At 39.2% G+C, this 13,018-nt stretch carries 9 protein-coding genes, 3 tRNA genes and 2 pseudogenes (1 of these 14 only partly in view); 10 read left to right on the top strand and 4 right to left on the bottom strand.

Translation table 11 applies throughout. The features are described 5' to 3' along the window. From cysQ to L654_RS0113390, 6 genes and pseudogenes are all read left to right on the top strand, one after another. A pseudogene (cysQ, locus tag L654_RS01000000126075) lies at positions 1-263 on the top strand (3'(2'),5'-bisphosphate nucleotidase CysQ); it begins 545 nt to the left of the window's first position. A gap of 136 nt (positions 264-399) precedes the next feature. Then, positions 400-476, top strand: a tRNA-Met gene (locus L654_RS0113410). A gap of 78 nt (positions 477-554) precedes the next feature. Beyond that, a tRNA-Met gene (locus L654_RS0113405) sits at positions 555-631 on the top strand. A gap of 61 nt (positions 632-692) precedes the next feature. Further along, positions 693-769 (top strand) — tRNA-Met (locus L654_RS0113400). Between the two features lie 255 nt (positions 770-1,024). Next, complete coding sequence (locus tag L654_RS0113395; RefSeq protein WP_007587018.1) at positions 1,025-1,639, top strand: trimeric intracellular cation channel family protein; 615 nt, start codon at positions 1,025-1,027, stop codon at positions 1,637-1,639. A gap of 34 nt (positions 1,640-1,673) precedes the next feature. Next, positions 1,674-3,185: a YifB family Mg chelatase-like AAA ATPase gene (locus tag L654_RS0113390; RefSeq protein ID WP_024590552.1), complete on the top strand. Its 1,512-nt coding sequence runs from the start codon at positions 1,674-1,676 to the stop codon at positions 3,183-3,185. Here the strand turns inward: L654_RS0113390 and L654_RS0113385 are convergent. Both L654_RS0113385 and L654_RS0113380 read right to left on the bottom strand, forming a co-directional pair. After that, positions 3,182-3,886 (bottom strand): response regulator transcription factor, encoded by a 705-nt coding sequence (locus tag L654_RS0113385; RefSeq protein ID WP_002957913.1) that lies wholly within the window; start codon positions 3,884-3,886, stop codon positions 3,182-3,184. The two genes, L654_RS0113390 and L654_RS0113385, sit on opposite strands and share 4 nt — an antisense overlap. 216 nt (positions 3,887-4,102) lie before the next feature. Beyond that, a complete protein-coding gene (locus tag L654_RS0113380; protein WP_024608199.1) occupies positions 4,103-6,598 on the bottom strand; it encodes a prolyl oligopeptidase family serine peptidase in 2,496 nt (831 codons plus the stop codon). 84 nt (positions 6,599-6,682) lie between these two features. Here L654_RS0113380 and L654_RS01000000126070 point away from each other — a divergent pair. Then, positions 6,683-7,758 (top strand): annotated as a pseudogene (locus L654_RS01000000126070) (hemolysin family protein). 32 nt (positions 7,759-7,790) lie between these two features. On the opposite strand, the gene L654_RS0113370 reads toward L654_RS01000000126070, so the two are convergent. Next, a complete protein-coding gene (locus tag L654_RS0113370; RefSeq protein WP_024608198.1) occupies positions 7,791-9,002 on the bottom strand; it encodes an EAL domain-containing response regulator in 1,212 nt (403 codons plus the stop codon). A 166-nt stretch (positions 9,003-9,168) separates the two neighbouring features. On the opposite strand from L654_RS0113370, the gene L654_RS0113365 reads away from it, so the two are divergent. Then, positions 9,169-10,185: a site-2 protease family protein gene (locus L654_RS0113365; protein ID WP_024608197.1), complete on the top strand. Its 1,017-nt coding sequence runs from the start codon at positions 9,169-9,171 to the stop codon at positions 10,183-10,185. A gap of 55 nt (positions 10,186-10,240) precedes the next feature. On the opposite strand, the gene L654_RS0113360 is transcribed toward L654_RS0113365, so the two are convergent. Continuing rightward, positions 10,241-11,551 (bottom strand): TIGR00366 family protein, encoded by a 1,311-nt coding sequence (locus L654_RS0113360; protein ID WP_024608196.1) that lies wholly within the window; start codon positions 11,549-11,551, stop codon positions 10,241-10,243. 169 nt (positions 11,552-11,720) lie between these two features. Here L654_RS0113360 and L654_RS0113355 point away from each other — a divergent pair, with 169 nt between their 5' ends. Further along, positions 11,721-12,788: a potassium channel family protein gene (locus L654_RS0113355; protein WP_024608195.1), complete on the top strand. Its 1,068-nt coding sequence runs from the start codon at positions 11,721-11,723 to the stop codon at positions 12,786-12,788. Beyond that, complete coding sequence (locus L654_RS0113350; protein WP_007587044.1) at positions 12,788-12,985, top strand: PLDc N-terminal domain-containing protein; 198 nt, start codon at positions 12,788-12,790, stop codon at positions 12,983-12,985. The genes L654_RS0113355 and L654_RS0113350 overlap by 1 nt, the downstream gene beginning before the upstream one ends. The last annotated feature ends 33 nt before the right edge of the window (positions 12,986-13,018 follow it).

The raw sequence follows: 13,018 nt of genomic DNA, 5'->3' as shown, positions 1-13,018 counted from the left end.
GCTCGTGCTCATTAAAAGCTTGTACTGTTGCAGAAGGCAAAGCAGATTGTTTTTTAAGAATTGGTCCAACGGGAGAGTGGGATACAGGTGCTTCACAAGTTATTGTTGAAGAAGCCGGTGGTTGTATTACCGATGCAGAATTTAACCCGCTAACGTACAACCAACGCGAGAGTACTGAGAACCCTGACTTTATAGTGATGGGACATCCAGACTGGGAATGGCAAAAAATGATTAATCCGCATCAAAGGTTGAGCGCAGAATAGCAATTTGATTGCTTTTTGTTCGGTTGAACAACTTTAATTAGTTTAGGCCTTGCATTAAATGTTTATTCCTATATAGTAGCGCTCTCTTCAAGGCAGGCTCGTAAATATTACGAAAATGTTTTAAAGAAATTACAGGCGCGGGATGGAGCAGTCTGGTAGCTCGTCGGGCTCATAACCCGAAGGTCGTCGGTTCAAATCCGGCTCCCGCAACCAATTTTTATAAGATTTGGTTACTGTAAACTCTAGCTTAAGAGATAAAATAAAGTAGTCGATAGACTTAAAATATACAGGCGCGGGATGGAGCAGTCTGGTAGCTCGTCGGGCTCATAACCCGAAGGTCGTCGGTTCAAATCCGGCTCCCGCAACCAATTTTTAATTGGAAGCCAAGTTGTAATGTAAGCAACTTTAAATAAGTCTACAAATTTCAGGCGCGGGATGGAGCAGTCTGGTAGCTCGTCGGGCTCATAACCCGAAGGTCGTCGGTTCAAATCCGGCTCCCGCAACCACTGAAATAAATAAGAATGAAACGACACGCTTAAAGCGTGTTTTTTTATGCCTGAAATTTGATGAGTGTGGTGATTTAGCTTATAGGTTAAAGATAATCTTCACTGCATGAGGCATTCACTTCTCATAAGCGCAAGCTCCCGCCCCCTGAGATACACTTCAAAAATGTTATAAACTTCTTAAAATAAATCGTTATTACTTAAAACCTTGTTTGGTTTGTGTTAAAACGGCACAAATGTTTTTGGGTTGTTACAAATATGACTGAACTTTACCACTGGTTTGATTTAATAGGCATTGCGGTGTTTGCTGTATCGGGCACTTTGCTAGCGTACGAGAAAAAAATGGATGGCTTTGGGGTCGTAGTTTTAGCGACAGTAACTGCTATTGGTGGTGGTACAGTGCGAGATCTAATTTTAGATGTTCCTGTGTTTTGGTTACACGATCAAAGTTACTTTTTTGCCATACTCGCTTCAGTATTTGTTACAACACGCCTTATAAATAAACAAAAGCCGATACCTCATTATATTTTACAAACAGCGGATGCGTTTGGTTTAGCTTTTTTTGCAGTAATGGGGGCACAAAAAGCGCAGCTTGTTGGTATGCCCGATATGACTGCGGTAATTATGGCTGTAATTACAGGCTGCTTTGGTGGATTAATTCGAGATGTGCTTGCACGCGAGATCCCTATGCTATTAAAAGGTGAGCTTTACGCTATTACCTGTATAGCGGGTGGCACTGTTTATACGCTTGGCATTAGTTTTTCGTTAGTAACCGAAATGGCGATGGTATTAGGTATGTTAATGACCTTATTACTTCGTTTGGCTGCTATAAAATGGCAAATCACATTACACGTTTTTAAATATCCTGACTAAACTGGTGTAATCACACCATTTACTAGGATAAGGAATGTCGTTAGCTCGTATATTTTCTCGTGCTCAAGTGGGTATAAATGCCCCTGAAGTTATTGTAGAAGTTCACCTAGGAAATGGTTTACCTGCTTTTCATATTGTAGGCCTGCCCGAAGCGTCTGTTAAAGAGTCGAAAGACAGGGTACGTAGCGCACTCGAAAACTCACAATTTGGTTTTCCCGATCAACGAATAACTGTAAATTTAGCCCCTGCCGATTTGCCAAAAGATGGTGGACGGTTTGATCTTGCTATTGCGGTGGGTATTTTAGTCGCCTCTGGACAAATAGTGTGTCCTGATATTCATAAGTATGAGTTTTATGGGGAGCTTGCTCTTAATGGTGAGGTGCGTGGTGTAAACGCTATTTTACCTTCGGTACTTGCTGCAAAAGAGCAAGATCGCTGCTGCTTTTTACCTCTTGCAAACGACAGCCTAGCAAGCCTAGTTAATGGCGTTAAACGCAAAGCCGTAAGCTCTATTCAAGAAGTGTGGGGGGACTTACTTAATCAACAACCCTTACCATTAAATATAGAGTATCCCGACTGCACACAAGCCCCTGATTTTTTACTCGATTTAAGCGACGTGAAAGGTCAGCCCGGTGCAAAGCGAGTACTCGAAATTGCTGCAGCTGGCGGGCATAATTTACTATTTTTAGGTCCTCCAGGTACTGGTAAATCGATGCTGGCCCAGCGAATGGCAACTATAATGCCTACTATGTCGGACGATGAAGCTATTTCGACAGCTGCGCTTTACTCTATTATTGGACAATCTATAGATTTAACTAATTGGCGACAGCGGCCATTTCGTAATCCACATCATACGTGCTCAGCTGTTGCTTTGGTGGGGGGCTCTTCAAATCCCAAGCCTGGTGAAATTTCTCTGGCACACAATGGCGTACTTTTTTTGGATGAATTGCCTGAGTTCGAACGCAAGGTACTTGATTCACTGCGTGAGCCAATGGAAACCGGTACGGTTACTATTTCACGTGCAGCTAGGCAAATGGAGTTTCCGGCGCAGTTTCAGCTTATTACAGCATTAAATCCAAGCCCAACAGGGAGTCATACAGATAAGCGGGCAACTCCCGATCAAGTTATGCGTTATTTATCGCGTGTGTCGGGGCCTTTTATTGACCGTATTGATTTGCAAATAGAACTACCTCGTTTAACGAGTGTTGAACTACAAAGTACTCAGCCAGAGGAAAGTAGTGCTGAGGTTAGAGCAAGAGTTGAAGCGGCTTATTACCTACAGCTAAAACGCCAAGGTAAGGTTAATGCGAGGCTTAATAATAAAGAAATGAGTGTGCACTGTGTACTGGCGCCAGCAGAGTTGCAGTTTTTAGCCAGAGCAAGCGAAAAGTTGTCTTTATCGCCACGCTCTTATCATAGAGTAATTAAGGTGGCGCGAACTATTAGTGATTTAAAGGGGGCTGAAAATATTAGTTTAAATGAGCTTAAGGAAGCTCTTAATTACCGTGCATTTGAGCGCCTTATTGCGCAATTAACTAAATATTAAATAGAGAGCATATAGCCTTTACCGCGAACGGTAACAATACGTTTTTGATCTTTTTCGTCATTTAATTTTTTACGTAAACGACCAATCAGCACATCAACAGTACGATCGTTTGGACTCCAATCGGGCTGGCCTATTTCTTCTGATATTTTTTCACGGGATGTGGCTTTACCCGCATTACTAATTAAGCAAATAAGCACTTTATGTTCGGCTTCAGTTAAGCGTGATTCAACGCCTGCAGCAGTAATTAGTGTGCGGTTATCGGGGTGAAGCTTAAAGTCAGCATATTCTATAAATTCTTCGCTTTCGTCGTCTTCTAGGTTAACGGCAACACGCTTATAGAGCGCGCGCATGCGAAGTTCTAACTCAAGTAAATCGACAGGCTTACAAATATAGTCATCAGCACCTTGTGCAAGGCCTGCAATACGATCGGCTTGGGAGTCACGACTCGATAATACAATAACGCCAATATCGGTAAGTGTGTTTAATTCTTTTGCCAGCTGAAGCCCATCGCGCTTTGGCAAAACAATGTCAATTATGGCTAATGATATAGCACCGCGCAGGTTTACCCGCTGCCTTACAATGTTAAGTGCATCAGCGCCAGTTGGGTCTACCTCTATTGTAAATTCGGTATCTGCAAAGTGATTTTGGATGCGTTTAACGAGTAGTTCATCGTCTTCAACCAATAAAACATTAATAGCCATAGTACTTTATTTTGAATGCTTATAGCTCTGTATGGTAGCACCATTAGGTAAATGCTGAGAAGGGGGTTTATTAGTTTTAAGTAACTTAATATTTCAAAGGTGTATAAGACGTTATTAGAGGATGAGGTTAGCACCTTTAAACTAATTAAAAGGTGCTAAATAATTAATACTACTATTAATAAATCTGTATTAAGTCGTTATTTTAAAGGTTCAGGCTCAGTCATTTTTATACATTGAGTCCCACCATTGAGGTTCATCTTTTAGCTTTTTATCAAAGTATGCGAGCATGGTGTTCCACCAATCAAATCGTTTATCGCGTGCAAAAATTTGGTGGTCGGCGCCTTTGTATTCGATTAACTCTACGTCCTTATTAAGCAGTTTAAGCGCAGTGTACATTGTTAAGCTTTCGCCAACAGGTACATTGGTATCACTATCACCATGAAGAAGTAGCATAGGTGTTGTTACTTTGTCGGCATGAAATACAGGGCTATGTTGGCTGTAAAGCTCTGGGTTATTCCATGGGAAGCTATTTTTTGATGCTTCGCCAGAATATAAGTAGCCCCACCAACCTTCACCCCAATACGAGGTAATATTAGAAATACCCGCATGAGCTATTGAAGCACTAAATATATCGGTTTTAGTTGCCAATAACATGGTCATGAAGCCACCGTATGATGCCCCTAAATTTCCTACCTTTTCACTATCAACATAGTTGTATTTCTTTAAAAAGGCTTGCGTGCCTTCGATAATATCGTCTGCAGTGTAGTCGCCCCAGGCATTAACATGCTGCGCTGAAAACTTTTGTCCAAACCCTGTTGCGCCAGTAGGTTGTACTACATAAACAACGTAGCCATTTTCTGCCCATAAGTTAAACGGGTAACGACCTGTAAAACCACGCGTAACTGGTGAAGTGCCGCCGTAGTAATACACGAGCGCCGGGTGCTTTTTAGTTTTATCTAAATTGCTAGGAATATAAACGCGGCCAGTGATTTCGACACCATGTTTATTTTTAAAATTAAACTCTTCTAATGTAGGGAGTCGTGTATTTGCATAGCTACTTGGTTTTGAATCCCATATTAAATCTGTTTTATTTTTACTGACGTTAAGGCGCTTTAGCTGTTGTGGCGCTAAAGCGTTAGTGCCACTTAATAAAATTTCGGTATTACGGTCGTGTGAGTAACTAAATTGTTCAACAATATCCAATCCTGTATTTAACTTTTTAAAGCGTTGTTTACTTAAATCAAATAGGTAAAGCGGTTGAGTGTCTTGCTCTGTTACTTTAATGAGCGCATCGCCGTTTTCTAAAACTTGCAGTTGGCCAATAGCAGAATCGAATTGTTTACTAAGTGCTTTTACGTTTTTACCACCTTCAGTAAGTAGGTAAAGTTGCCCGTCATAGTTATTAGCAAGCATTGCTTTTGGTAGAACTCTGCCTGTGCCATTTTTAAAATCGGGGCCTGCAACTACATAAATATCTTTATTTGCGTATTTGGCTAAATTAAACGTTTTGAATTTACCAAGCGATGAAAGCTTGTTTGATTTTAAATCGAGTTCGGCTAACTCTGTTTCAGGGTGAGTTGATGCTTGCATTGCCATTACTGGGCGGCTCATTAATATTTTGCCACGGTTACTATTTGAATCTTCAAGGCTGTAAGAAAGAGGACCTTGGCTAAGTGCTTTTGTTAAACCACTTTTAGTATCAAACATATAAATTTGGCTGGTGGTACGTGCATACGACCAGCGATCTTGTAGACCTTTATAGTGCTTAGTTAAGCTGTTAGTGCTCTCAGGTGATTTAGACCAGCTAAACAAAAGGCTGGTGTCGTTATAAAAGGTAAAGCCATTGGCTCCTTCTAAATCGTTTGCTAATGTTTTTATTGAGAAGTTTTTACGGCTAAGTTGTTTAAGCTCACCATTTAACAAATACACTAAATATTGGTTATCTGGACTCCAAATAATGTTACTTGGTTGGCCTGCTTCGAAGCGATAAAGCGTTTGATTATCTGAATCTTTAAGTACTGTAACTGTATTTGCTTGGTTTTGTGCTTTATCGCTATAAGTGCGAGTAGTAGTAACGTACTGCTTAGCATTAGGTGCGAGTGATAATTGGCTGATTGTAGGGGCATCAAACAATTGTTTTGCAGATAAGCGTTTTGTTTGTGAGGCGCTAAGCGTAATTTTATCAACGTCGCTTTTAGGTGCAAAATCAAGCATTACGTCGTGCCAATTAGCTACTTGTTGGGCTACTATTAAAATAGAGTGAGTACTGTTATTTAAAGCTAACTTATAGCTATTTTTATCGCCTGTTTGTAGTTCGCCATTAATAAATAACTGGCCTTGTTCAATTCCTTTTAAGGTAAGCGTACCTTGTGTGAAACGGGTTGTTTCAATATTAAACTTTAGTACCTGTAACCCACCTAAAGTGAGCGCATTGATTTTATTAAATGGCTGCCAATTTTGTTTTTTCCCAAATATAGAAAAGCTATCTGAGTTTGCTTGTAGTTGCGGCAATAGGTTATTAATAATGGCATTGCCATGAGGTGTTTGAAAAGGCTTTAACTGCATGTCTTCGGCAAGTGGGCCGATAAACTGAATTTTTGATTTATCCAATGGTGCAGCTATTGCAGCAAAGCTTAAGCTGCTAAGCGTTAAAAGAGTCGCTGCATGCTTAAATAGCTTATTTTGATGACACCATGGTGCGCTAAATTTCATTATTATGCCTATTATTATTGGAAGTTTGGCCAAATATAGCATGTATTGTTACCATGCTCACATATCCAATATAGAGGAGAGAAAGTGACTTTACTGATAGTTTATATGGTAGTGGCGATTGTTATTTCGTTTTTATGTTCTGTGATGGAGGCTGTGTTATTAAGTATTTCGCCCAGCTATGTTGCATCACTTAGGAAAGAGCACCCTGAGCTGGCTAAACAGCTCGAAAAGCTTAAAAACAATATAGATCAGCCTTTAGCTGCTATTTTAACTTTAAATACGGTTGCCCATACTGCGGGTGCTGCTGGGGTAGGCGCACAGGCAGNGTCGTGTTTTCCGATGCGGCTGTAGGTATTGCATCAGCCATTATGACATTCCTCGTATTAATACTTTCTGAAATTATCCCTAAAACCTTGGGGGCTAATTACTGGCGAGCTCTAACGCCAAGTGTTACTTACGCTTTGCGGTTTTTAGTTATATCGCTAAAGCCTTTTGTATGGTTTGCACAAAAGCTAACAAATTTAATGGGTCCAAAGCACGATGAGGCTTACTATATTCGTCAAGAGATAGAGGCAATGGCTGATATAGGTACGGAGTCGGGTGCATTACATCAGGATGAGTCCGAAATAATTCGTAATCTATTGCATTTTAGACATGCAAAATTATGCGATTTAATGACGCCTCGAACTGTTATTTTTAAAATCCACAAAGACTTAACCGTGAATCAGTATTTAAACGATCACGGCTCGTCGTCATTTTCTCGTATATTGGTATTTGATAAAGACAGCGACGATATTGTAGGGTTTGTGCATAAAAACGATATTATGCTGGCATTTCATCGTTTAGGTACCGATTACAAAATTAGCAAATTGATTAAGCCTATTTATACGGTGCCGAGTTCTCAAAATGTATCGTCGTTACTGCAAACTCTTTTAACAAAGCGCACGCATATATGCCTAGTTGTAGATGAGTACGGTGACGTGCAAGGTATTGTAACGCTAGAGGACATGATTGAAGCTTTAATGGGGCTAGAGATTGTAGATGAGCGTGACCAATCTACTAATATGCGCGCAGTAGCAAGGCAGCGTTGGCACAAACGTTTAGCAAGCAGTGCGCATATAGTCAGTGAAGAAGATAAACACACTCGGGGTGATAATTAGTTAACCAGCCCCGATTAAATATTAATACCTCTTTAAGCTGGACTGCCATCAGTTTTCAGCCAATCTTTAGCCCAAGATATAAATTCGTCTTGTGGTTTAGGGCGGCTAAATAAAAAACCTTGTATGGCTAATTTTCTTTTATAATGCCTTAAATAAACGAGCTCTTCTGGGCGTTCAACACCTTCTGCCACTAGATCTAAATTATCTTTACTCGTAATATTAAATAACGAACTTACGACCACTTGAGAAAATAAATCTGTTTCTATATGGCTAATAAGTGAACGGTCTATTTTAATTTCAGTAAAAGGAAGATTTCGAAGCTGATTCATATTAGTAAAACCAACACCAAAGTCGTCTAGTGATATACCAAAGCCATGCATTCTTAATCTGTTTAGTGTTTCTAATTGCATGAGGCTTGAGAGTGCATGTTGTTCTGTTATTTCTATAATTATATTACTAGGCGTGAGTCGGTTTAGTTCTAAAATGAGTAGTAATTTATTAGGGCAGTTTAAGTCGTCGAGCTGAGTTGGCGATAAATTAAATGCCATTTTAAAATCATGACCTAGTTGCGCTTTCATATTTTTGAATTCGCTGGTGGCCTTTTCAAAAAGAGAAAATGTAATTTGATTAATTAAGTTGTGTTGTTCGGCAGTGTTTATAAAACGGTTAGGTAAAATAATATTGCCGTCTTTACTTGATAAAATACGCGCTAAGACTTCAACGCTCTCAATTTTATTGTTATCAGCGTTTATTTTTGGTTGGTAAAAAGGCGTTATTTCATCGTTTTTTAATGCATCAATAAGCTCATCTTTTGAAATGGCTGACTCTTTTAATAAAGTGTGGCTGTTTAATTGCGCCACTTTAATAAGTAACCTACTAACCTGAGACAGTTGCACTGGCTTTGAAATATTACCAATGAGGTGGGCGTTATGTTGTTTCGCGAGGTTGGCGGCTAAGCTAATAACTTTATGGTCCATTTCAGAAACAATAATAATACCGCCTTGATAATGTAACTCTCCTAAGTGGCGGATTAATTCCATGCCGTCCATTTCGGGCATATTGAGATCAGTAAAAATAGCATCAAAGTAGTTAACATCTTCTGTTACTTTTTCAAGAGCTTCAGCAGCACTCAAGCAGGTGACTACATTATCAGACATATTTAATTCATTTAATATGGCTTCCATAACAATCAAAATCGCTTTTGAGTCGTCAACAACTAAAATGTTAGGCACTATTTTGTTCACTGTTATCCCTTTCAATGTATAGCTTATGGTTACTATAAAAGTAGTAGTGTTTTTTTATTTTGTCAGTATCAAATGCTTTTATTTTGAAAATAGTTATAGAACACCTTTACTCGTGTTTTTAAGTTGATTAGGTATACTAGCGCCATTATTTTAAATGGTCTTAATTATGATAAGAATAGATCTTACTTTAGCCGAGCAGCCATTTTCGCTTATGGTGTCTGGGCAAAAAATTGTGCAGGTATTTCACGCGCAACAAGCCATTACCTTTGATAACCCTCGTGAAAACTATTATCAGTTTACTTACGACAACAAAGTAATAGGTATTGATACAGAGACAGTCGAAGAGCAAAGCATTTCGCTCTTTGTAGATGATCAATTTGCAACACAACTTGCGTTACCAGCACCTACAAATGGATCACCTAAAAAAGGCTTTTTGGGGCTGGCTGCATTAGGTTTTAAGCTTTTTAAAAGTGCTAAGGTAATTAAAGTAGTGCTTGCAGGGGCTTCTGTTGCAGGCTATGCGTGGTTATTTAGTATAGAATTTGCATTAATGCTAATTGGGTGTTTAGTTGTACACGAATACGGCCATGTGCGAGCAATGAAATACTTTGGCATAAAAACCAAAGGTATTTACTTAATCCCATTTGTAGGTGGGCTAGCTGTAAGTGACGACAAAATAACGACTCGTTGGCAAGATGTCGTTATATCGCTAATGGGACCTGCATTTGGTTTAATTACCTCGGTACTGGGTGTCGTTTTATATTACGTCACCGAAATGGAAATATTTGCAGGTGTGGCGGTTCTTAGTGCGTTATTAAATTTATTTAACTTGTTACCAATTTTACCGCTTGATGGCGGGCATGTATTAAAAAGTATTAGCTTTTCAATGCGTTCATGGATTGGTTTAAGCGTATGCTTATTAGGCGTACTATTTGGCTTATGGCTGAGCTACACCTTTGGCTTAATGTTACTGGTATTCTTTTTGTTTGTAGGTGCGCTGGAAATTGTATTTGAGTGGCGAGGCCGTCACTACTCACACTTAATGCCGCTAGATAAATATGGCCAAGGCTTTTCAGCGGTAATGTATGTAGTTGTAGTCGCTGGGCATGTAGCTGTAATGATGCACTTTGCCGATTCAGAAAATCCAATATTAAGCCTTCCAATGACTATTTTATCGAGCTAGCATTTATCGTTCTAGGTAAAAGCGGGCTGTAATATTTGTTACAGCCCGTTAAAAATTAATAAAAGCTTAATACCAGCGATATAAAAACCCCAGTTACAAATAACTGCACAACACAAAATCCCATAATATCTTTTGCTTTTAAGCCTGCTATTGCCAATACGGGTAATGCCCAAAAAGGTTGAATTAAATTAGTCCAGGCATCACCCCATGCAACAGCCATTGCAACGCGCGATATATCAGCACCTAGCTCTTGTGCTGCAGGTATTACAATAGGTGCTTGTACAGCCCATTGGCCACCGCCAGAGGGAACAAACATATTAACGAGCCCTGCACTTATAAAACTAAAAAATGGCAAGCTATCAGCATCTGCAACGGCAATAAAGCCACGTGATATCTGTTGTGCTAATCCGCTATCAACCATTACCGCCATGATGCCGGCATAAAAAGGAAATTGAATAACAATGCCAGCCCCGCTTGGAATTGCTTGTTGCAGACTGTTAAGTAAATTATGGGGTGTTTGATGCAGCGTAATAGCTAAAAACAAAAATACGGCAATAACGCTATTAAGGTTTAAGTTTCCGCCAGTAATAAAAAAGTAATAGCCTAAATATGCCAAACCTAATAAGCCAATTGTCATACCGAGTAGTTTACTTTGTTCTAAATGTTGGGCAGGTCTCGTTATTGTAGTAGGCTTAGGTGTTGTCTCTTGTAAAAGAGCTGGGTCGATATATACGCTTTCTTGCTCGCTTGGCAGCATATAGCGATTAACGAGCGGCATAATAATGAATAAACCAACTAATATGGCTATATTAAAGCCCGCAAATAAAGTGTGCTCTGTACTAATAATACCAATGCTGGCCTCTGAAAAGTGACCATCGGTTGCGATAGTTAAAGGAATCGAACCGGCTAATCCGCCATGCCATACAACAAAACCTGAGTAAGCGCTGGCTACTAATAATCGATAATCAACACGAGTATGTTTAGCAATTGCCTTGGCAAAAAGGGCACCAATAACTAAGCCAAATCCCCAATTTATCCAGCTCGCTAAAAGCGAAATAAGCGTTACTAATATAATTGCTTTAGGTGCGGTGCTTGCAAATGTTGCTAGTTTTTCTAATAACTTACTTATAGGTGGCGTACTTGCCAACATGTAGCCTGTAATTAACACTAGTAGCATTTGCATAGCAAAACTTAATAAGTTCCAAAACCCACCTCCCCACGCTTGTAATACTTCAATGTTGGTTGCGGTTGTAAATAAGCCCGCACTGACAAGAGTAATTATTGTAAGTAAAATTACAAATATAAAAGGGTCGGGAAGATAGCGCTCTACAATTTTAGTAAAAGGGCGGGCTATTTTATTAAGCATAAGCACAACTGTTTTGGTTATTATTTTAACGCTAATTAATCATGAAAAATCATCATTGGCAAACAGCATTTAGTCTTATATTTGCGGTTAAAAGCTTAAACATTGCTTAAAAGCATCGCTTACAGTAACGTACTGTTTATAGATAATTTACTAACGAAGATTTTGTATTATGCCGGTGATATTTAAAAGGCTAGCGTTACTTGTTCGCGCTCATATAGATCAGTTGAGTTGGCAAGCAGTGGCATTAGCTATTTTGACTCATATGCTATTAACATGGAGCTTACTATTTATAGCGAATGAGAAAGCGTTAACCTCGCTTACTACCTTTTTTTACTATTACACAGTAACAACATCAACAGTGGGATATGGTGACTTTAGTCCAGCTACTGATCTTGGTCGTTGGGTGGTTGCATTAATACAAATTCCATTTGGTTTAGCTTTATTTGGTGTTTTGCTAGGAAAAGCAGGACAAACTGTTACTTACTTAATTAGGCGCGCTATGACTGGTGATAAAAACTTTGCCCACAGTAACCACCATATTATTATTTTTGGTTGGCACGACACTCGTACAAAAAAGATGATTGATTACATTTTGGCAGATACGAAACGTACTGACCGTCGTATTTTACTCGCGGTAACAGAGCAAATGGATCATCCTTTTTTAGCTAACGAAAGCGTTGATTTTGCACGTTTAACGAGTTTTACAAATTTAGCTGAACTAGAGCGGGTAGCTATTCGTAGTGCTGATAAAGTGATTATTGATGGTCAAGATGACGACCAGACATTTACGACAGCCCTGCGCATAAGTCGCTTAGTAAAAGATGATTGTCATATAAGTGCTCACTTTTTAGATGAAACTAAAGTTGAGATGATGTTAGAGCATTGCCAAAATGTAGAATGTAGTAGTGCAAAATCAGCTGAGATATTAGTACGCTCAATGCAAGATCCAGGTTCGAGCCGTGTGCAAGAGGAGCTGCTATCTACTTTGCACGGCGATACACAATTTAGCTTGAAAGTACCAAGTGGCTGCAAAGATATGGAGTTTGGTACTTTGTTTCATCACTTTAAGCTTGAGCATGATGCAATACTGTTAGGTGTTGCTCATAATTTAAGTGCGCAAAATATGGATTTAAACCCACCATTAGATTACAAAGTAAGTGAAGGCGATATTTTGCACTATATATCGGTAGAACGAGTATTAAATAGTGAAGTAGACTGGTCGAGCCTAGAAAAATAATGAATGAAGTTGTATTTTTAATTGTTGTTTTAAGTGCTTACATATTACCTGTCGTTATTGTACTTAACAGTAAGCGTACACAGGGTCATGAAAAGAATGGCTGGCTAATGGGAATCATTATATTTTCTTGGTTAGGTTTAATGATGTACTTTACCATTGTGCCCAAGCATAGGCACAAAAAGAAAAAGGCTAAATAGAGTAGTTAGCCTTTATAGCAGTTTTCGTTGGAA

It is taken from the genome of Pseudoalteromonas sp. TAB23 (assembly GCF_000498075.1).
GTDB classification, from domain to species: domain Bacteria; phylum Pseudomonadota; class Gammaproteobacteria; order Enterobacterales; family Alteromonadaceae; genus Pseudoalteromonas; species Pseudoalteromonas arctica.
The sequence above is the reverse complement of the archived record's forward strand: the minus strand, read 5'-3'. Positions and strand labels throughout refer to the sequence as shown.